Raw genomic sequence first — 21,149 nt, 5'->3', positions numbered from 1 at the left:
ATTTTCGCGCAAGCCGCAACCTTGGTGGTGTTTTCCCCAAGGTCGCGACGGGCGGCCGCGTCAAGGATCATACAACGCGCCGCATAGGTGTCGGCCTCACTGTCGGCCAGCATCGCCTGAACGAGCTCGGTGACAAAGCGGCTGACCGTCTCCAGGAGCACGTTGAATGTATCTGTGTTAGGGCCATCGAAAGCCCTCCTTCCATTTGAAATTCCACCTAGCGCGCGACCAGATCACGACTGATGACTTGTCTCTGAATCTGGTTGGTACCTTCCCAGATCTGGGTAACTTTGGCTTCGCGCATCAGCCGTTCGACGCGGTTGCCTCGAACGTAGCCGTGCCCCCCGAAGACCTGAACGGCGTCCGTCGTCATCCGCATGGCCAGGTCCGACGCCTTCACCTTTATGGTCGAGGCTTCGACGCTGATGTCTTCGACGCCTTCGTCGACAAGGCGGCCGACATGATCCAGCAGAACCCGCGTTGCGAGGAGCTCGATGGCGAGATCGGCAAGCATGAAGGCGATCGCCTGGTGTCCGATGATCTTTCTACCGCCCTGCTGGCGCTCGTTCGCGTAGGCGACCGCATCATTGAATGCAGCAGAGGCGATGCCTAACGCCTGAGCGCCGACGCTCGGACGGGACTTGTTGAGGACGTTTAGCATGATCTTCATGCCGTCACCGGGATTGCCAAGAAGGTTGGCGCGCGGGATGCGGCAATCGTTGAAGGCTAGCTCGGCCGTGGACGAGGCGTTCGTGCCCATTTTAGATTCGAGGCGCACGATGTCGAAGCCGGGCGTGCCTTTTTCCACGATGACGGCAGAGACCCCCTTGGAGGAATCCTCCAGTTCGCTCCACTTCCCGAACAGAAGGAGCACATCGGCGACGTCGCCGGTCGTGATGAAGATTTTACCCCCATTAATGACGATCTCGTCGCCATCCGGCTGGAATCTGGTGCGGATGTTCGAACCGTCGGAGCCCGCATGCGGCTCGGTAATCGCCATGGCGCCGAGCCCGCCTCCGGCAATGACCGGCAACAAGCGCTGCTTCTGCTCTTCTGTCCCGAACTGGAGAATGGGTTTGACCACCGCGCCGGTGGTTCCGAAGATGATGCCGGTCGATGCGCAAGCCTCGGAGATGAGGCGGACAATTTCAAGGAAGCAGCGGTAGCTGACCGGTGAACCACCATATTCTTCGGGTACAAAAATACCGTTCAGCCCAATATCCTTGAAGAGGCCGAAATTTTCCCACGGAAATTCCTTGCCCTCGTCGAACCTGTCAGCATTCGGTGCGATCACCTCCGCCGCTAGCCGGGACACCTGCTCGATAATCATGGCTTCTTCGTCGGACCATGAACGCGACTGCTCAAAATGCGCAAACAACTTCATAACGTAGAGATCCATCTCAATTTCGGATGCGGGCTTACTGCCCGCGCATCCCGCGCAGGCAGTGTTTCAGACGCGGGCTCTTAGCGAAGGAGCGCGCACTCACTCTCGGAAACAGGCCGGAAGGCCTGATCGGCCGGAATGGTGGCGAGCTTATTGTAGAGGTCCCAGGGGGTCTTCGAATCCTCGGGCTTCTTGACCTCGAACAGATACATGTCGTGCAGCTTGCGCCCATCCTTTCGGACAGTGCCCTTGCCGAAAGCTTCATCCTCGGTCGGCAGCTCTTCCATTTTCGCCACCACAGCCCTGCCGTCGGTCTTCGATCCTACGGCTGCCAGCGCCTTCAGATAGTGAAGTGTGGCTGAGTAGGCGCCGGCATGGACCTGGCCGGGCATCTTCCCGCCAGCCCGCTCCGCAAATCTTGTTGAAAACGCGCGGGTGCCGTCGTTCAGATCCCAGTAGAAGGCCTCGGTGACGACGAGGCCCTGCGCCGTTTGGATGCCGAGACTGTGAACATCGGTGATGAATACCAGAAGACCGGCAAGCTTGATCCCGCTGGCAGTCAATCCGAACTCGGCGGCTTGCTTCACAGCATTGATCGTATCCGCGCCGGCATTGGCCAACCCCACAACGTTGGCCCCGGACGACTGTGCTTGCAGCAAGTAGGATGAGAAGTCCGGGGTGTTGATCGGGTGCCGGACGCTTCCCAACACCTTGCCGCCCGCGGCCTCGACGAAGCGTGACGTGTCGCGCTCCATTGCGTGACCGAAAGCGTAGTCGGCTGTCACGAAGAACCACTTGTCGCCGCCCGAGCGTGCGAGAGCGTCGCCCGTGCCCTTGCTCAGGGCATAGGTGTCGTAGGTCCACTGAACGGTGTTGGCCGAGCAAGACTTGTTGGTGATGTCCGAGCTTGCCGGGCCGGATGCGAGAAAGACCTTGTCGCTGTCCGCAGCCAATTTGCTGACCGCCAGCGCAACTGCAGAACTCGCGACGTCGACGACGGCATCGACGCCGTCCTGGTCGAACCATTTGCGAACGACGGCTGACCCGACGTCGGGCTTGTTCTGATGGTCCGCCGAGATCACTTCAATTTTGAAATCAGGATGCGACTTCTGAAACTCCTCCGCAGCCATCTGCGTTGCGATGACCGAGCCCTTCCCAGACAAATCCGCGTATGGGCCGCTGAGATCTGTCAAGACCCCAAGCTTGACAGCGGTTTCAGCCCAGGCCGGGTCGTGAAGCGACACGAGCGCACAGGCAAGCAACAGACCTTTCAATTTCATTTCCATCTCCTCCCAAAGAAAACGGCCACGGGGACCGCCGTGAACAAGGTAGCGAAACGGCCTAATCAATGTCAATATGTTGATCTATTTTTTTGACCGCACAGAATTTCCATTGTGCACCGCACAAGTAGAAAAGCAGAGAATGCTCTACTGATATGGCTATTTTAGAGCAAACTAAACGTCCATCGGTATCGGTGGCCAGTGAGATCTGCGGTTATATGCGCAACGATATTGACATAGTTTTCGCCCCGATCTAGGTCTTATGGCACGATGGTCTCCCGGCAGGAGGGAGGCGTTGGTGTTGGGAGGAGCAGTTTCGATGAGGGACGGATATTCCGCTCTGCTTAAGCCTATCCGCGTGGGCAACGTGACATTGGGCAATCGCGTCGTAATGGGATCGATGCACACAGGTCTCGAATGCCATCCGGAGCGATTTGAGGAGCTTGGCCGGTTCTACGCCGAGCGCGCAAAAGGAGGTGTCGGGTTGATCGTCACCGGCGGATTTGCGCCTTCATTCGCCGGGCGCATGAAGGACGAGCCGGGGACCTTCGAGTTTTCCGATCAGGTTGAGGATCACCGAAAGATTACAAACGCGGTCCACGCTGCCGGCGGCCGCATTCTGCTGCAAATCCTGCACGCTGGACGCTATGGATATCATCCGGCGATTGTCGCACCTTCAGCGATCAAGTCCCCCATCAATCGCGACGCTCCCCGCGAGTTGTCACCTTTTGAGATCGAGGAAACGATCGCCGCCTACGCCAATACAGCCCAGCTTGCCTCCGGGGCTGGTTACGACGGCGTCGAGGTGATGGGCTCGGAAGGCTATCTGATTAGCCAGTTTCTGGCCGTCCGCACCAACAAACGGGAGGATTCGTGGGGCGGTTCACTTGAAAACCGCGCCCGATTTCCGCTCTCCGTAATTCGGGCTGTTCGTGCTGCGATAGGCAACGGACCGATCCTTTCCTATCGCATCTCTGCACTTGAACTGATCGAAGGTGGGCTGAACGACGAGGAAACGGTCTGGCTCGCGCAGCAGGTCGAAAAAGCCGGCGCCGACTGTCTGTCGACGGGTGTCGGGTGGCATGAATCGACGGTGCCGACGATCGCGGGCACAGTCCCGCACGCCGCCTTCGCCGAGGCAACTCGCCGCATCAAGGCCGCCGTCAGTATTCCCGTTACCGCGAGCAATCGGATCAATCTTCCAGAGGATGCGGAACGGCTCGTGGACGATGGTTCTGCGGACCTCATTTCGATGGCCCGTCCGTTCCTGGCGGACCCTGCCTTTGTCAAGAAGGTGGAAAGCGGGCGGCCGGATCTGATCAATATCTGCATCGCCTGCAACCAGGCCTGTCTCGATCACTATTTCACCGATCAGGTCATCAGTTGCCTGGTCAATCCAAGAGCTGCGCGCGAGGGTGAATTTTCCGATCTGCCGGCAGAGCGATCCAAAAGGATCGCGGTCGTTGGGGGCGGTGTGGCTGGCATTTCTGCGGCGCTGGAGGCCGGCAACCGTGGCCACGACGTTACGCTCTACGAGGCTGGACCGGAAATCGGTGGACAGTTCACGCTGGCTGCGCGCGTGCCGGGCAAGGAAGACTACGGTCGGGCGATCGAGAGCTTCAAGAGGCAGCTCGATGAAGCCGGTGTCCATGTCCACACTGGCCAGCGCATCAGCAGCGAAGCGCTTTGCCGTGAGAATTTCGACGACGTGATCGTCTCGACCGGCGTCGCACCCCGTTTGCTGGACATTCCGGGTGCCGACGATCCCCGGGTTGTCGGATATACCAGCATTCTCGACGGTTCGGTCAAGACCGGACAGCGTGTCGTCGTCATTGGTGCTGGCGGTATCGGCCATGACGTGGCGCTCTTCGTTGCGCTTGGCGACGGCCACGAACCCCAATCTGTTGCCGATTTCGAGGATCGCTGGGGCGTGAAGGGCAGTCCCCATCCGCATCCGGCTCAGCGCACGGTTACCATGGTCAAACGCTCTCCCGGTCACTTCGGGCGCACACTCGGCAAGAGCACCGGCTGGATACTCAGGAAGGAATTGAAAGACCTTGGAGTTCGTCAGATCGGCGAGGCCAGATATCTGAAGATCGATGCCGAGGGATTGCACATCCAGGTTCAGGACGAGGTCAAGATCATCCCGGCCGACACCATAGTCGTGTGTGCGGGGCAGGAATCGGTCCGTGGTCTGGCAGACGAACTGGAGGCTCGTGGGCAGTCGGTGCATGTCATTGGCGGTGCGAAACGCGCCGGCGAACTCGATGCGAAACGCGCGATGTTCGAGGGAACTCTTGTGGGAAATCGGGTCTGAGTGACTGACTGAAGGAAGGCTTGCAACCGTTGGATGCGGGCTCTGAAGGCGAGCCCCGACAAGCAATATGTGTTGTTTTTTAGGAGGAAGAACGTGACATTGAATCTGGATGAACCTTTTCTGCAGCGAAGGCCCGCCAACTACCGCCCTTTGACACCGCTGAACTTCCTGTTGCGCGCCGCCGATGTGTTTCCGGATCGGGTGGCGATCGTCCACGGGGAGGAACATTACACGTGGCGGCAATACGCCAAACGCTGCAAGCAGCTCGCGTCCGCGCTGATGCGGACGGGAATCCGCAAGGGTGACGCAGTCGCGATCCTCTCCCCCAATACGCCGGCGATGCTGGAGGCACATTTCGGCGTGCCTATGTCGGGCGGCCTTCTCAACACGCTGAACATCCGTCTGGACGCGGCGGCCATCGCCTTAATCCTCGAACACTGTGAAGCCAAGGTATTCCTGGTCGACAAGCAGTTCAGCGATATCGCAGAAGAGGCGCTTGCCCTCATGAAAAGCAAACCGGTTGTCGTCGACATCGAGGATTCGCTCGCGGAGGGCGGCAAGCGGATCGGCTACTACACCTACGAAGAATTCCTTGAGCGCGGGCACGCGGACGAACCGACCTATTGGCCCGAGGATGAATTCGAGGCAATTGCCCTCAACTACACGTCAGGCACCACGGGAAATCCGAAAGGTGTGCTCTATCATCATCGTGGCGCCTATCTGATCTCGCTTGGACAGCTTCTTCATCACAAGATGGATGCCGACTCTGTCTATCTCTGGACTCTGCCGATGTTCCATTGCAACGGCTGGTGCTTCTCCTGGGCGATCGCTGCTGTCGGCGGAACCCATGTATGCCTGCGCAAGGTTATTCCCGAGGAGATTTTCGAGGCGATACGGACGCATGGCGTAACGCATCTATGCGGAGCGCCGACCGTGCTTGGTATGCTGATCGAGAGTGGAAAGGCTGCCGGCCGGACGTTGGAGCGACCAGTTGCCGTCATGACAGCGGGTGCTGCTCCCCCTGCGGCTGTGTTGAAGGAAACCGAGACGCTCGGCTTTGTCGTCCGACATGTCTACGGCTCGACGGAGCTGCATAGTGTGACGACGCTTTGCGACTGGCACCGTGAATGGGACGATCTCGGGCCTGACGATCGATCGAAGAAAATGGCCCGTCAAGGTGTGCGGACCGCTGTGACTGACGCACTGGTGGTTGCCGATCCGGTCACACTGGAACCCGTTCCACACAATGGCTCCGCGATCGGCGAAATCCTCTTTCGTGGCAGCATCGGAATGAAAGGTTACCTGAAGAACCCGGAGGCAACGGAAGAGGCTTTCAGGGGCGGCTGGTATCACACAGGCGACCTCGCCGTGGTTCATGAGGACGGGTACGTCGAAATCAAGGACCGCACGAAAGACATCATCATCTCCGGCGGCGAGAACATCTCATCGATTGAGATCGAGGATGTCCTCTTCAAGCATCCGGCCGTGTCTTATGCTGCCGTCGTCGCCATGCATAGCGACCGCTGGGGCGAACGTCCCTGCGCCTTTGTGGAGCTGAAACCGGGCTCCTCGAACCAGATCACGGAGAAGGAGTTGCTCGATTTTTGTCGCGCGCGTCTCGCCAAATACAAGGTGCCGGACCACGTGATCTTCGGGCCGATCGAAAGGACGGCCACCGGGAAAGTGCAGAAATTCAGACTGCGCCAACTTATTCAACAAAGCGAACAGAGCGCCTCACGCTCGTAGAGTGGAGTAGATAAATGAGAGGTTTGAAAGAGCGCGTCGCGCTCGTGACCGGCGCCGCAGGCGGTATCGGCCGGGCGATCTGCAATCGATTCGTCGATGAGGGTGTCAAGCTCATTGCGGCGGACGTCAACGATGCGTCCCTTAGCGAGTTTGCCGGTGAACTTAACAGCCGCGGTGGCGATGTCCTGCCGCTGGCATTTGACATCACAAGCTTCGAGGAAGTCGTCTCGGCCGTTGCCGAGGCCGTCGCGCATTTCGGCAAGATCGACGTCCTCGTCAACAATGCCGGATGGGACATCGCCAAACCCTTCCTCGATACCGAACCCGAACTATGGGACAAGATCATTTCGATCAATCTGCGTGGTCCGCTCAATCTGCACAAGGCGGTGCTTCCGCATCTGATTGCAGCTGGTGGCGGCAAGGTAATCAACATCGCGTCGGACGCCGGCCGCGTAGGTTCCTCCGGCGAGTCCGTTTATTCAGCCTGCAAAGGCGGTCTCATTGCCTTTTCCAAGACGGTCGCCCGCGAATGCGCCCGCGACAATGTCCGGGTCAACGTGGTATGCCCCGGCCCTACCGATACGGCCCTGCTGCGTTCGTTCGTCGGCGAAGGCGAATACGGCCAGACGATCTACGACAAGCTTCAGAAGGCTATCCCGCTCAAGCGTCTTGGCCAGCCAGACGATATTCCCGGCATGGTCGCATTCTTCGCGAGCAGCGACGCGGATTTCATCACCGGCCAGGTCATCAGCGTGTCCGGCGGCCTGACGATGCACGGGTAAGGAGCGAAAATATGGACTATCAAGATATCATTTATGACGTCCGGGAAGCCGCGGCCTGGATCACCATCAACCGACCGGAAAAGTATAACGCTTTTCGTGGCCAGACTTGCGAGGAGTTGATTCATGCGATCAACAAGGCAAGCTGGGACAAGGCGATCGCCGCGATCGTACTGACGGGGGCCGGTCCAAAAGCGTTCTGCACCGGGGGGGACCAGTCTGCGCATGACGGCGCCTATGACGGGCGTGGCACGATCGGTCTGCCGGTGGAGGAACTTCAGTCCGTCATCCGGGATGCGCCGAAGCCAGTTATCGCGCGCGTGAATGGTTTCGCCATCGGCGGAGGTAACGTCCTCGTGACATGTTGCGACCTAGCGATCGCTTCATCGACCGCCGTGTTCGGGCAGGTTGGACCGAAGGTAGGATCAGTCGATCCAGGCTTCGGAACGGCCTTGCTGGCTCGCGTGGTCGGTGAAAAGAAAGCCCGAGAAATCTGGATGCTGTGCCGGCGCTATCCGGCTGAACAGGCCCTGCAAATGGGTCTGATCAACGCGGTGGTGGCGCCGGAGGAGCTGGATGCGGAAGTGGATCGCTGGTGCGCAGAAATCGCGGCGCTCAGTCCTACGGCGATCGCGATCGCGAAGAAGTCGTTTAATCTCGACTCGGAATCGATCCGCGGCATCTCCGGTATCGGCATGCAGGCGCTGAGCCTGTTTTACCAGACCGAGGAGTCCAAGGAGGGTGTGAAGGCCTTCCTCGAAAAGCGCCCACCAAAGTTTCGCTGAGGCGCTCCAGCACTGATTGGGCGAACCAGAAGGGAACCCGGCATGCAGAAGATCGAAGTCGGCGGCGCCCTGATCGAATATGCTTGGTTCCCGCCGGCACCACGAGAAGACGATCGGCTCTCAACGGCGCCGATCGTTTTCCTGCATCATGGTTTTGGGTGCGTGGCCGACTGGAAGGCCTTTCCGACAAAGGTGGCGATGGCCACCGGTCATCCAGCGCTAGCCTATTCTCGCCGCGGCTGTGGAGCCTCTTCTGCCCTGCCTGGACCAAGAGACATCGGCTACCTGCATGAAGAAGCCCGCCAATTCCTGCCGATGCTGCTCGACGCCCTCGGCGTCGATCGGTGCCATCCGTACGGCCATAGCGATGGCGCCACGATCGCCCTGCTCTTCGCGTCGGCATTTCCAGACCGCGCCCTTTCGTCGATCGTCGAGGCGCCGCATGTGTTTGCAGAGAAGCTGACCCTGGACGGGGTCGCGGCATTGTCGCAACGATACGAGACGGATCCTGCCTTGCGCGAGAAGCTCGCCAGATACCACCGGGACCCGGACGGAGCATTCCTCGTATGGGCTCGAACCTGGCTTCTGCCAGAGTTCCGCGATTGGACAATCGTCGGCGAACTTGACAAACTGCGGCTGCCGCTGCTTGTGATCCAGGGCTCTACCGATCCATTCGGAACTTTGGAACACGCTCGTCTGATCGGCGAACGTGCGGGGCAGTGTGTATCGATCCTGGAGCTCGCCGAGAGCGGCCACAATCCTCACGTCGAAGCCGAGTCGGCCATACTGAAGGCGGTGGTCGATTTTCTGCGCGAGGCGGAGAAATGTTCTGTAGACCGAACCGAAGACAAATATAAGAGTCGCTGAGTATTTTCGTTCCGTTCCAGGCTGCGGAATATAGTTTGATGGTAAGAGTGAAGACGATGGCAGACCAGGACATGGAAAGAACCGACCCCAGGCGTGGGTTCGATTTCGACGAGGTATTGGACAATCAGATGGTAGAAACGTCTCGTACAAGCTCGTCGGCCCGGCGTCGTCGTTCCTCAAATGGCGCGGAAGACGCCGTCTCGGGAGAGGTTGTCAATTCCACTTCGGCTCGCAATCCCGGAAACGACCAGCTCAACAACCGGATCTTTTTCCGGCTATTCCAGCTCGGCAACGAACTGCAGCGGCAGGCGATGCAGCAGCTCGGCATCACCACCGTCCAGTGGGCGGCGCTCGGTGCGCTCTCGCAGGACAAGTTTGCGTCGGGCATCCCTTTCGGTCAACTCGGCGACTACCTGGTCGTCACCCGGCAGAACCTCGATGGCGTGATCAAGCGTCTCGAGCGGGACGGCCTGGTACAGCGGGTGACCGGCGATGGGGACAAGCGTGCCCGTCTCGTCCAGCTGACGCCGTCCGGCCGCACCTATTGGCAGGAAACGCTGCAGCGAATTTTCCAGTTCTACGATCAGGCCACCGCTCACTTCTCGTTCGACGACCGTGTCGCGCTCGTTCACTATCTCAACGCGCTGCAGAAGGATCTCGCCGGCGTGGAACTGCCCAAGTCGGGTCTTCCGAAAAGAAATCGATCCTAGACGGTCGAGATTGCTATCGACCGGTTTCGGTCTTTCCCAACAGAGTTTTCACCGGAGTGAGGCCAGGCACAATGATAGCGTTCCAATCGAGGCGAGCGTCGAGAGGATAATGGTCCTGGACGAAACCTGCGCATCCCGCCGATAGAATTCCGCCAACATGAACGATCCTGTGCCGGCGGGAAGCGCGGCCAGCAGCACCGCCGCCTCGGTCGTAAACGACGGAAGGTGAAACACGAAGCGGGCAAGCAGCCAGGCAAGGAGCGGATGCAGGATCAGCTTGCAGCCGGACAGGAAAATCGCGGTGCCATAGCCTTCCCTTGTTGTCTGTCGCTTCGATGCGAGAAACAACCCGAGCGCCACGAGCGCGCAAGGAGCGGCCGCGCCACCGAGCAGTTTCAGAAACGTTTCCGCCGGTGCCGGCAATTCGATACCCAGGATGGGAAAGGCCGTCGCGGACAAGGAAGCGACGAGGATCGGATTGCGGATCAGAGTGCAGCTCACCTTGGCCGGCAGCGCGCGCCTCGAAGGGCCGGCTCTGAAGGGCCACCTCGACGATGACGATCGTGGCGGCGAAGATCACGCACATGGTGATGATCGAGCCGATCGTGGCCGGAACGAGGGCCTCCTGCCCCAGCGCGGCAAGTACGATCGGGAATCCGACGAAGCCGATGTTGGAATAGCCGGCATTGAGGCCTTCGATTGCCGCGTCGGCCAGATTGCGATGTCCTCGAAAGCGAACCGCCATCGCCACGGTCATGGCGAGTAGGCCGCTCAGTGTGAAGACGGCGATGAACCCCGGTTGCCAGAGCTCGGACCAATTGGCACTCGCGATGATGTTGAACAGCATCGCAGGGAGCGCCAGCCAGACGACGAACCGGTTGATCTCGCCAGCCGCTGCCGAACCGAGCACGCCGGTCCGCCCTGCCAGCCAGCCGGCAAAGATCAGGGCGAAGACGGGAATGACGAGCAGGAATGCGGAAATCACAGTTGACGACCCCGTATGTCGTTACCACGCGATGCGGGACGTGCATTCGACCCGGAGAGCCCCGCGGTGCGTGCCTCGATGGACTGAAGCACAGAGATCATGTCCTCCCTGGCGTTTCCCAGGCCCACGCTCTCGCCGTAAAGATCGCTTGCCAGATTGAGAAGCGGGGTGGCTATCCCGGCAGCGCGCGCTGCATCGGCGATCAGCCGTGTGCTGTTGAAGGCGTCTTCCGTCGCGGCCTGGACGGAGAAGTCCCGCGCGATGAACTTCGGCAGCTTCATACGGGTGAAGTCGCAATTCATCGGACCGGAATCGATCGCCGCTTTGAAAGTGGGAAGATCCAGACCGTGACGGTCGGCGAAATGAACGGCCTCGGCCATGGCCGCAAGCATAGCGTTCAGATAGAGGTTCACGGTCAGCTTCATCAAAAGTGCATTGCCGACCGGACCGCAGAGGACCGTTTCCCGGCACATCGGCGAAAGCAGCGGGCGAACTTCCCCCACGATGTCCGGATCTCCCCCGAGAAGTGAGACGAGTTGTCCGGTCTCTGCGGGCTTGCGAGAGCCCGAAACGGGTGCCTCGACGTAGTGACCGCCGGCTGTGTTAATGTCGGCGGCAAGAGCTCGTGAATATTCTGGCGAATTCGAGCCCATCGACACGACGACATGGCCATTTACCAGATCGCCGAATCCCAGGGTGCCACGCTTGAGGACCGCGTCAAGCGCCGTCTCGTTTACCAGCATGCAGATCACGACACGGGTGCGCGCGAACACGTCATCGACACTGGCCACAGCGGTTGCGCCGGCTTCTCGCAAGGCTTCGCGGGGCTCAGGTGAGCGGTTCCAGACGATCAGCCGTGTTCCTGCTTTCACCAGATTGAGGGCCATCGGCCTGCCCATCACGCCAAGGCCGATAAAGCCGATTTCTTCCGTGGTACCTGTCATCATAGAATCTCCGTTGCGGCCTTGCATCAAAACAGCCGGTCGAGCCAGCCGTGCTTGTCATCGGCGCGTCCGAACTGAATGTCAGTCAAGGCTGCCTTGAGCCGCTGCGTGACCGGACCAGCCTTGCCGTCACCGACCGTAAACCCGTGCGTGCGGCCCTTGACCTTGCCGATCGGCGTCACCACGGCGGCCGTGCCGCAGGCGAAAGCCTCCGTCAGTCGGCCGCTTCGGGCATCCTCCTGCCACTGGTCGATCGAATAGCGTTCTTCCCGCACCGTCAGGCCCATGTGCCGGCCCAACGTGATAAGCGATTCGCGGGTAATCCCCGGCAGGATCGTGCCGCCAAGCGGCGGTGTCTGAAGCGAGCCATCTTCGAAGACGAAGAAGACGTTCATGCCGCCGAGTTCCTCAACCCATCTGCGCTCGACAGCATCAAGGAAAACGACCTGCTCGCATCCCTCGCGTAATCCCTCAGCCTGGGCGGCGAGGCTTGCCGCATAATTGCCGCCGCATTTGGCGGCGCCGGTCCCACCGGGTGCTGCGCGTGTGAAATTTTCCGAGACCCAGAGCGTGACTGCAGGTCCGTCACCCTTGAAATACGAAGCGACCGGAGAGGCAATGACACAGAATATATAATCGCAGGACGGCTTGGTGCCGAGCGCCACCTCGGTGCCGATCATGAACGGGCGCAAATAGAGCGCGGCCCCTTGGGCCGACGGGATCCACTCGCGGTCAATACACACCAGCGCCCGCACCGACTCGACAAAAAGGTCCTCGGGCAGATCCGCCATGGCAAGCCGTTCGGCGGAATTGCGAAATCGGCGGGCGTTGGCGTGTGGACGAAATAGCGTGGCGCCGCCGTCGGGCAGCCGATAAGCTTTCATCCCCTCGAAAATCTCGAGCGCGTAGTGAAGGACGCTCGTGGCTGGATCGAGATCGAGCGCCTTGCGCGGTTCGATTCTCCAGTCCTGCCACCCACGATCCTCGCTGTAGCGCATGGTGACCATGTGGTCGGTGAACACACGTCCCCAACCCGGATTGGCAAGCAGCAATTCCCGTTGTTCACCGGTCACGGGATTAGGGTTTTTCTTCACATCAAAAGTCGGCTTCGTCTTGTTCATCGTCGTCATTTCCTTTGGCAACATGACATCGTCACCGCTGAACCAAGACCTATCCCGAGCTACGTGGATTTTGCTTGCGTATATGACCAGGATTTCTGATTTATTGGCAGTCTGGAGCTGAATTGTCGCAGATCGCGACACTCACTGCTAAAAGTTCAGGGAACACATCACGATGAACAAATTTGACGATATCGACCGACGCATCCTGCGTGTGCTTCAGAAGGACGGCGCTATCCAGAACGTCCAACTCGCGGAAAAGGTCGGCTTGTCGCCCTCGCCCTGTTCACGGCGGGTCAAGATGCCGGAAGAGGCCGGCATCATCGAACGCTACGTCGCTCTGGTCGATGCATCCAAGGTGGGGCTGGGACTGACGGTCTTTGCCAGGATCTGGTTGACTGGGCAGGACGTCGAGACTGTCGATCATTTCACGGATCAGGTGCGGCGCCTGTCAAACGTCGTCGAATGCCATCTGATGGCGGGGGACTGCGATTTTCTTCTCCGCGTGGTGGCGGCCGACCTAGACGACTACCGCAGGTTCCAGGTCAACCATCTGACCCGGATCAAGGGGGTCCGGAGCGTCAAGACCGAAATCCCCATGCAGAAGATCAAGCTGACGTCGGAATTGCCGGTTTGAGACCCCTTCGCTTTCACCCATGAAGCGGTAGCCGAACGTTATAGGTTTCCTGTCCAGCGTCGGCGGCCCCACATGGCGATTTCGACTTGATGACAGCCGACGAGAGTATTTTGAAGTCATGGTTCCCATGATCATCGCGGGGCGGATCTTTCAGGGAAAGAAAACCCAGTCTGCAGCCCATTTTTGGGGGACACGTCCTACATACTAGCGTAAACCGGCCCCTCGCCACCTTGTGACGGCACCCAGTTGATGTTCTGGTTGGGGTCCTTGATGTCACAGGTCTTGCAGTGCACGCAGTTCTGCGCGTTGATCACATAGACCTCCTCACCGTCTTTCTCCACCCATTCATAGACGCCTGCCGGGCAATAGCGTGTCGATGGACCGCCATAAACATCATGCTCGGACCGCTTCTGCAATTCCATATCCCTCACCTGAAGATGCACCGGCTGGTCTTCCTCATGGTTGGTGGACGACATGAACACTGATGACAACCGGTCGAAGGTCAACACGCCGTCAGGCTTGGGATAGGCGATCGGCTTGTGTTTTGCGGCGGGTTCCAGACTCTGCGCATCCGTCTTGCCGTGCTTCAGCGTGCCGAAGACGGAAAGGCCGAACAGCGTGTTCGTCCACATGTCCAGACCGCCAAGGCCAATCCCTAGTAGCGTGCCAAACCTTGACCAAAGCGGTTTGACGTTACGCACCCGCTTCAGATCCTTGCCGATCTCGCTATCGCGCCATTCGTTCTCGATTCCGACAACCTCGTCCCTGTGCACGCTCGGCTGCAATCGCATCGGCAATCCTATCAGCCGCCAGCATGCCCGACAGCACTGCATTATGACTGCCCTTGATGCGTGGCACATTGACCAGACCGGCCGAACAGCCGATCAGCGCACCGCCGGGGAACGTCAGTTTCGGCACCGACTGGTAACCGCCTTCGGTAATGGCGCGCGCACCATAGGAAAGACGCTTGCCACCCTCGAAAGTATCGCGGATCGCCGGATGCGTATTGAACCGTTGGAATTCCTCGAACGGATAAAGATAGGGGTTCTTGTAGTTCAGGTGCACCACGAAACCGACGGCAACCAGATTGTCTTCAAGGTGATACAGGAACGAACCGCCACCGGTCCTGAACCCCAGAGGCCAGCCAAACGAGTGTTGCACGAGACCCTGCCTGTGCTTCTCAGGTGTGACCTGCCATAGTTCCTTGATGCCGATACCGAACTTCTGCGGTTCGCGATCCTTCTGAAGATCGAACCTTGCAATAAGCTGCTTGGCAAGAGAACCACGCACACCCTCACCGATCAGCGTGTATTTGCCGAGCAATTCCATGCCACGGGTGTAGTTCGGGCCGTGTTCACCGTTTCGTTCAACGCCCATGTCGCCAGTGGCAACACCGATGACGGCGCCTTCATCGTTATAAAGCACTTCGCTGGCGGCAAAGCCGGGATAGATCTCGACACCGAGAGCTTCGGCCTTTTCCGCCAGCCACCGACAGACCAGCCCCAACGAAACGATGTAGTTGCCATGATTGTTCATCAAAGGCGGCATCAGCATATTCGGAAGCCGGATCGAACCGGCAGGGCCTAAAAACAGGAACTGATCATCCTTCACTTCGGTTTTGAACCGGTGCTCCTCTTCCTCACGCCAGCCGGGCAAAAGCCTGTCGATGCCGACCGGATCGACAACCGCACCGGACAGGATATGCGCACCAACCTCCGCACCCTTTTCCAGCACCACAACGGAAAGCTCAGGATTGATCTGCTTAAAACGGATCGCAGCCGACAACCCGGCAGGACCAGCCCCCACGATCACAACGTCGAACTCCATTGCCTCTCGTTCAGGCAGATCCTGGATGCTTTCCACATCCATTTCAGACACGTTCCAGCGCAATGGCGATGCCCTGGCCGACGCCGATGCACATCGTGGCAAGCGCCTTCTTCTTGCCGGTCAGCGACAGTTCGAGGGCTGCCGTGCCGGCAATGCGGGCGCCGGACATGCCGAGCGGGTGCCCAAGTGCGATCGCCCCGCCGTTCGGGTTCGCGCGCGGATCGTCATCGGCGATCCCGAGCAGGCGGAGCGTCGCAAGGCCTTGGGAGGCAAAGGCTTCGTTGAGTTCGACGACATCGAGATCGGTTGCGGCCCAGCCGATGCGGGCCAGCAGCTTCTGCGAGGCCGTGGCGGGGCCGATGCCCATAATGCGCGGCAGAACGCCAGCCGTCGCACCACCGACGATGCACGCGATCGGGGTGAGGCCGTATTTCTTCACCGCCGCAGCCGAGGCGATGATGAGGGCGGCCGCGCCGTCATTGACGCCCGACGCGTTGCCGGCGGTTACCGTTGCGCCGTCAAGGCGGTTGAGGGGCTTCAGCTTGGCCAGCGCCTCGACGTTGGTCGCGCGGGGATGCTCGTCCTTCGCCACCGTCAGCGGATCGCCCTTCTTCTGGGGAATGCTGACGGAAACGATTTCCTTGTCGAGACGGCCGTTGGCCTGGGCGGCGGAAGCCTTTTCCTGACTGCACACGGCAAAGGCATCCTGATCGCTGCGGGAGACTTGGTAGTCGATGGCGACGTTGTCGCCGGTCTCGGGCATGGAATCGACGCCGTAAAGCGCCTTCATTGCCGGGTTGACGAAGCGCCAGCCGATGGTGGTGTCGTAGATTTCCGCCTTGCGGGAGAAGGCGCTGTCTGCCTTCGGCATGACGAACGGGGCGCGGCTCATGCTTTCGACGCCGCCGGCGATCATCAGGTCGGCCTCACCGGCCTTGATGGCCCGGGCGGCGGTGATGACCGCGTCCATGCCGGAGCCGCACAGGCGGTTGATCGTGGTGCCGCTGACCGAAACCGGCAGACCGGCCAGAAGCAGCGACATGCGGGCGACGTTACGGTTGTCTTCGCCTGCCTGGTTGGCGCAGCCGAAGATCACGTCGTCGACGGCTTCCCAGTCGACGGCCTTGTTGCGCTCGACAAGCGCCTTGAGGGGGATCGCTCCGAGATCGTCGGCCCGGACGGACGAAAGCGCGCCGCCGAAACGGCCGATGGGCGTGCGGATGTAATCGCAGATAAAAACTTCGGTCATGGAATGCTCCTCCGGAAAGCGCTCAAAGTGCCTTTTCAAAAGCAGGCAGGATGTCAAAGAGATCGCCCACGAGGCCGTAATCGGCAACCTGAAAGATTGGCGCTTCATCGTCCTTGTTGATGGCGACGATGACCTTGGAATCCTTCATGCCGGCCAGATGCTGGATAGCACCGGAGATGCCGCATGCGATGTAAAGCTGCGGTGCAACCACCTTGCCGGTCTGACCGACCTGCCAGTCGTTCGGGGCATAACCGGCATCGACGGCGGCGCGCGATGCGCCAACGGCGGCACCGAGCTTGTCGGCCACGGGAAGAATGAGTTCCCTGAACTTTCCGAAAGATCCGAGCGCCCGCCCGCCGGAGATGATGATCGTCGCCGACGTCAGTTCCGGACGGTCGGAGGAGGCAAGCGCATCCGATACGAAGGAAGAAACGCCTGGGTTCGCAGCAGCTGCAATGTTTTCAACCGAAGCGGAACCACCGGTGGTGGCGGCGGCGAAGGAGGCCGTACGCACGGTGATGACTTTCTTGGCGTCGGTCGCCTGAACCGTCTGGATGGCGTTGCCAGCATAGATCGGGCGCTTGAAGGTGTCGCCAGAGACCACATCGGTGATTTCCGAGATCTGCGCGACGTCGAGCAGCGCGGCGACGCGTGGCATGACGTTCTTGGCCGATGCTGTCGCGGGCGCGATCATGACGTCGTATCCCGAAGCCAACGAGACAATCAAGGCTGCCAGCGGCTCGGCAAGCTGGTTGGCCAGTAAAGCGTCGTCAGCCAGAAGCACCTTGGAAACGCCGGAAAGCTTGGCGGCCTCATCGGCTGCGGCCTTCGCGCCGGAACCGGCGACCAGAATGGTGATGTCGCCACCGATTCTGGTTGCTGCCGTCAGCGTCTTTGCCGTCTGGTCGGAAAGGGTTGCGTTGTCGTGTTCTGCCAGAAGAAGAATGGCCATAATGTAATCTCCCTACCCTAAACCTCAGATGACACCGTCAGCCCTGAGCTTCGACACAAGCTCGGCAACCGAACCAACCTTGATGCCAGCCTTGCGGCCAGCCGGTTCTTCGGTCTTCAGCACCTTGAGGCGCGGGGCAATGTCGACGCCGAAATCGGCCGCGCTCTTTTTGTCGAGCGGCTTCTTCTTCGCCTTCATGATGTTGGGCAGCGAAGCGTAGCGTGGTTCGTTGAGGCGAAGATCGGTGGTGACGATGGCGGGAAGCTTCAGCAAAACAGTTTGCAGGCCGCCGTCCACTTCGCGGGTCACGGCAACCTTGCCGTCAGAAGGTTCGACCTTCGAGGCAAATGTGCCCTGACCCCAGCCGAGAAGAGCTGCGAGCATCTGGCCGGTCTGGTTGCTGTCGTCATCGATTGCTTGTTTACCGAGGATGACGAGGCCGGGGGCCTCTGCTTCGACAACACCCTTCAGAAGCTTGGCAACGGCCAGCGGTTCGACCGTCTCGTCGGTTTCGATCAGGATGGCGCGGTCGGCCCCCATGGCCAGCGCCGTGCGAAGGGTTTCTTCCGCTTTAGCCGGTCCGATGGAAACGACGACGACCTCTTCGGCCTTGCCTGCTTCCCTGAGACGCAGAGCCTCTTCAACCGAAATCTCGTCGAAGGGGTTCATCGACATCTTCACGTTGGCGAGCTCGACGCCTGTGCCATCCGCCTTGACGCGGATCTTTACATTATAGTCAACGACCCGCTTAACCGGTACAAGGATTTTCAATCGAGTATTCCTTCTTCCTCTCGCTCTTAGGAGCATCTTTTGTAACAGCAACCGGGGACGGACTCTGGTCCCGGAGCCTCCATTGTCGGCGGCTAAAGATCAGGACCGGGCAGAAGACGCCTGCCGGCACCGACGACGCGACGTAGATACCGCGACGGTCGGTAGCGGTCGTCGCCGTACGATGCATGAATCGCTTCGAGTGTTGCAAGTACATGCTCTGCACCGATAGAATCGGCCCATGCGAGCGGTCCACGCGGATAATTGACACCAAGCGTCATGGCGCGGTCGACGTCGAACGGGGTCGCCACGCCGTTAAAGACCGCTTCGGATGCCTCATTGGCGAGCATGGCAACCGTGCGCAGCACGACAAGGCCGGGCGTATCATCGACAACTGTAACCGTCTTGCCCAGGGAGCCGAACAAGCCAGCGGCGGAATGCAGGCAATCGGAATGCGCCTGATCCGCCTTTGCGATGGCAATTCGAGACGCTTTTTCGAAATCGAGCGTCAGATCGTAAAGGACGAGGTCTGAGGGGCCACCCTGGGCCACCCGTTCGGTTGCCGTCCGTCCGTCACTGAAAGCGATTGTAGAACCCTCAATCCGGATATAGCCCTCTCCCCCTCGACGATCGATGTGTATCCCGTTTGACACTGCAGTCCGGATCAAAGGTTCAAAATGACCGACTTCGCCTTCAACGATGAGGCTCTTGACCGCCGCGCCGCCCTTAATTGAAAGCACCTGCGGCTTTGGCGCATCCGGATTGTAGTCGTAAAAGCCGCGACCTGTCTTGCGGCCGAGCCAGTTTGCGGCGACCAGTTCTTGTTGCGCCAAAGACGGCCGGAACCGAGGGTCACCGAAATAGGCGTCGAACACGGACCTAGTGACGGCGAAGTTAACATCATGGCCGATGAGATCCATCAACTCGAACGGACCCATCCGAAACCCTCCTGCCTCGCGCAGAATGGTATCGATGCTGGCAACATCGGACGCCCTCTCTTCGAGAAGCCTCAATCCCTCAGCATAGTAGGGGCGAGCGACGCGGTTGACGATGAAGCCGGGCGTGGATGTGGCCCGCACTGGTTCCTTCTTCCAGGCCCGCGCAGTCTCAAAAAGCGTATCGAGCACCTGCTTGCTCGACGCCAGACCGGAGACGATCTCCACCAGCTTCATGACCGGGGCCGGATTGAAAAAATGCAGCCCTGCAACGCGCTCCGGATGGTTTAGTCCGGCTGCGATGGCGGTAACGGACAGCGACGATGTATTCGTTGCGAGGATGGAATCGTCCGCAACCACCTCTTCCAGAGAAGCAAAGACCGACCGCTTCACATCCAGCTTTTCGACGATTGCTTCCACGACAAGGCGCGCATCGCGCAAATCGCCAAGCGATGCCGCTACGATGATCCTTTCGGCAACCTCGTTGCGCAGCGATTGTTCGAACTTCCCTTTCTCTACGAGCTTGTCGAGCCCTGCCAGCACACCGCTCCGACCCTTGTCCGCCGCACCTTCCTTCGCATCGAACAGGATAACGGTATGCCCCGCCTGTGCGGCGACCTGGGCAATTCCGGCCCCCATCGCACCGGCGCCGATGACAGCGACAACACTGGATTTTGATAGAGCGTTCAAAGCTTTCCGTCCCCTAGAATGATCACGGCCCGGCCATGCGTCTGACCCTTGGCAACGAGGTCTAGAGCCTCCCCGATATGTTCGAAGGCGAATTGTCTGGCGACTCTCGGCCTTACCAAACCTTTACGCCACAGCTCGAAAATTTCGCCTTGGGCCAACGCAAGCCGTTCAGCCGCACGCTTGCGATATTGGCTGACGTCCAATCCTACGACCGCTATATTCTTCAGAAGGAGATAGTTGACCTTGATGGTGGGTATATCGCCGGCTGCGAACCCCACCACGACGAGACGGCCGGACCATGCGATCGACCGAAGAGCCGCGTTCAGGAATTCGCCGCCAATGGGATCGATCACCAGATCGACACCTTTTCCATCGGTCAGTTCCAGCACCGTGGACCGAAGAGCTTCGCGGACGTCGCTACCAGACACGTCGATCTCAGCATCCGTGCCAGCGGCGTGGAGCGCCTCTCCGTCTTCTGGCGATCGGTATGTGCCGATCACCAGCCCGGCTCCCAACGCCTTGGCTATCTGTACAGTTGCCAGCCCGACCGCTCCACTTGCTCCGCCGACCAATACAGTGTCGCCAGCCTTGAACTGCCCGCGTTCCACCAGCGCGAAATAGCCTGTCAGATAGGCTCCGCACAAAAGCGCAGCCTGATCGAGAGGAACATCGGCAGGGACCGGATAAAATTCACCAACCCTAGCTTTGGCCTGCTGAGCGAAGGCACCGTTCAACACATAGGCGGTCACCCGATCGCCCGGGTTGTACCCGGCAATTTTCGATCCCACAGCAGATATCCAGCCTGAGAATTCCATACCAGGGGTGAAAGGTGTAGGTGGAATGTTCTGATATCGGCCAGAGACGACGAGTGTATCGACGAAGCCAACCGCCGCCGCCGCGACATCGACAATGATCTCATCGTCCTCTGGAAGAAGGCCGGCGACGTCCTCGATTTTTGCCGAACCGGTGTTACCAGTTTCGTGAATCCGGTAGCTTAGCATCGATCCTCCTCGACTTCTTTTCATTTCGTTACGCGCTTATGCGTCAGTGAAGTTTGGCGTCCGTTTTTCGATGAAGGCGGTGATGCCTTCCTGCGCGTCCTTTGACTGGAAGGCGAGGGTTGAGATCTCGGCTTCGATCTTCAACCCGTCTTGCAATGTGGTCGACAGAGCACGC

The 21,149-nt window shown here is 59.5% G+C and carries 16 protein-coding genes and 3 pseudogenes; 7 read left to right on the top strand and 12 right to left on the bottom strand.

The genetic code is table 11. The features are described from left to right. The 3 genes and pseudogenes from ABK249_RS32800 to ABK249_RS32790 form a co-directional block, all read right to left on the bottom strand. Positions 1-128: pseudogene (locus tag ABK249_RS32800) on the bottom strand (acyl-CoA dehydrogenase family protein); the annotation flags it as partial. A gap of 89 nt (positions 129-217) precedes the next feature. Then, entirely contained in the window at positions 218-1,384 is a 1,167-nt protein-coding gene (locus tag ABK249_RS32795) for an acyl-CoA dehydrogenase family protein (protein WP_348864856.1), read from the bottom strand. 80 nt (positions 1,385-1,464) lie between these two features. Continuing rightward, positions 1,465-2,664: an ABC transporter substrate-binding protein gene (locus ABK249_RS32790; protein ID WP_210058936.1), complete on the bottom strand. Its 1,200-nt coding sequence runs from the start codon at positions 2,662-2,664 to the stop codon at positions 1,465-1,467. A gap of 319 nt (positions 2,665-2,983) precedes the next feature. Between ABK249_RS32790 and ABK249_RS32785 the strand changes: the two genes are divergently transcribed. The 6 genes from ABK249_RS32785 (at position 2,984) to ABK249_RS32760 (ending at position 9,868) form a co-directional block, all read left to right on the top strand. Beyond that, on the top strand, positions 2,984-4,981 hold the full coding sequence (locus tag ABK249_RS32785; RefSeq protein ID WP_174004742.1) for an NADPH-dependent 2,4-dienoyl-CoA reductase: 1,998 nt from the start codon (positions 2,984-2,986) through the stop codon (positions 4,979-4,981). Positions 4,982-5,074: 93 nt separating this feature from the next. Further along, positions 5,075-6,727 carry an AMP-binding protein gene (locus ABK249_RS32780; RefSeq protein ID WP_210058935.1) on the top strand — a complete coding sequence of 551 codons (1,653 nt, stop codon included), beginning with the start codon at positions 5,075-5,077 and terminating at the stop codon, positions 6,725-6,727. 14 nt (positions 6,728-6,741) lie between these two features. After that, on the top strand, positions 6,742-7,509 hold the full coding sequence (locus ABK249_RS32775) for a glucose 1-dehydrogenase (RefSeq protein WP_210058934.1): 768 nt from the start codon (positions 6,742-6,744) through the stop codon (positions 7,507-7,509). Positions 7,510-7,520: 11 nt separating this feature from the next. Further along, positions 7,521-8,291, top strand: a complete 771-nt coding sequence (locus ABK249_RS32770) for an enoyl-CoA hydratase-related protein (RefSeq protein WP_174004748.1) — start codon at positions 7,521-7,523, stop codon at positions 8,289-8,291. A 42-nt stretch (positions 8,292-8,333) separates the two neighbouring features. Next, complete coding sequence (locus ABK249_RS32765; RefSeq protein WP_210058933.1) at positions 8,334-9,158, top strand: alpha/beta fold hydrolase; 825 nt, start codon at positions 8,334-8,336, stop codon at positions 9,156-9,158. 38 nt (positions 9,159-9,196) lie between these two features. Continuing rightward, positions 9,197-9,868, top strand: coding sequence for a MarR family winged helix-turn-helix transcriptional regulator (locus tag ABK249_RS32760; RefSeq protein ID WP_227705907.1), 672 nt, complete (start codon positions 9,197-9,199; stop codon positions 9,866-9,868). A 48-nt stretch (positions 9,869-9,916) separates the two neighbouring features. On the opposite strand, the pseudogene ABK249_RS32755 reads toward ABK249_RS32760, so the two are convergent. The 3 genes and pseudogenes from ABK249_RS32755 to ABK249_RS32745 all read right to left on the bottom strand — a co-directional run bounded on the left by ABK249_RS32755 (position 9,917) and on the right by ABK249_RS32745 (position 12,918). Further along, a pseudogene (locus ABK249_RS32755) lies at positions 9,917-10,853 on the bottom strand (AEC family transporter). After that, complete coding sequence (locus ABK249_RS32750) at positions 10,850-11,800, bottom strand: NAD(P)-dependent oxidoreductase (protein ID WP_210058931.1); 951 nt, start codon at positions 11,798-11,800, stop codon at positions 10,850-10,852. Before ABK249_RS32750 ends, ABK249_RS32755 begins: the two are co-directional and overlap by 4 nt. A gap of 23 nt (positions 11,801-11,823) precedes the next feature. Continuing rightward, entirely contained in the window at positions 11,824-12,918 is a 1,095-nt protein-coding gene (locus ABK249_RS32745) for a branched-chain amino acid aminotransferase (protein ID WP_227705905.1), read from the bottom strand. A gap of 172 nt (positions 12,919-13,090) precedes the next feature. Here ABK249_RS32745 and ABK249_RS32740 point away from each other — a divergent pair, with 172 nt between their 5' ends. Next, positions 13,091-13,552 carry an Lrp/AsnC family transcriptional regulator gene (locus ABK249_RS32740; RefSeq protein WP_210058929.1) on the top strand — a complete coding sequence of 154 codons (462 nt, stop codon included), beginning with the start codon at positions 13,091-13,093 and terminating at the stop codon, positions 13,550-13,552. A gap of 197 nt (positions 13,553-13,749) precedes the next feature. Here ABK249_RS32740 and ABK249_RS32735 read toward each other — a convergent pair. The 6 genes and pseudogenes from ABK249_RS32735 to ABK249_RS32710 form a co-directional block, all read right to left on the bottom strand. Next, positions 13,750-15,421: pseudogene (locus tag ABK249_RS32735) on the bottom strand (electron transfer flavoprotein-ubiquinone oxidoreductase). A gap of 1 nt (position 15,422) precedes the next feature. Next, entirely contained in the window at positions 15,423-16,628 is a 1,206-nt protein-coding gene (pcaF, locus tag ABK249_RS32730) for a 3-oxoadipyl-CoA thiolase (protein ID WP_210058927.1), read from the bottom strand. A 22-nt stretch (positions 16,629-16,650) separates the two neighbouring features. Further along, the gene (locus tag ABK249_RS32725) at positions 16,651-17,580 is read right to left on the bottom strand and encodes an electron transfer flavoprotein subunit alpha/FixB family protein (RefSeq protein WP_210058925.1); all 930 of its coding nucleotides are present in this window, start codon (positions 17,578-17,580) and stop codon (positions 16,651-16,653) included. 24 nt (positions 17,581-17,604) lie between these two features. Beyond that, positions 17,605-18,351 carry an electron transfer flavoprotein subunit beta/FixA family protein gene (locus tag ABK249_RS32720; RefSeq protein ID WP_210058924.1) on the bottom strand — a complete coding sequence of 249 codons (747 nt, stop codon included), beginning with the start codon at positions 18,349-18,351 and terminating at the stop codon, positions 17,605-17,607. 92 nt (positions 18,352-18,443) lie between these two features. Beyond that, complete coding sequence (gene paaH / locus ABK249_RS32715) at positions 18,444-19,973, bottom strand: 3-hydroxyacyl-CoA dehydrogenase PaaH (protein WP_227705963.1); 1,530 nt, start codon at positions 19,971-19,973, stop codon at positions 18,444-18,446. Then, entirely contained in the window at positions 19,970-20,974 is a 1,005-nt protein-coding gene (locus tag ABK249_RS32710) for an NADPH:quinone oxidoreductase family protein (protein ID WP_210058923.1), read from the bottom strand. The genes paaH and ABK249_RS32710 overlap by 4 nt, the downstream gene beginning before the upstream one ends. Between the last annotated feature and the right edge of the window lie 175 nt (positions 20,975-21,149).

The organism is Neorhizobium phenanthreniclasticum (assembly GCF_040066075.1).
In the GTDB taxonomy this organism is placed as follows: domain Bacteria; phylum Pseudomonadota; class Alphaproteobacteria; order Rhizobiales; family Rhizobiaceae; genus Neorhizobium; species Neorhizobium petrolearium.
The sequence above is the reverse complement of the archived record's forward strand: the minus strand, read 5'-3'. Positions and strand labels throughout refer to the sequence as shown.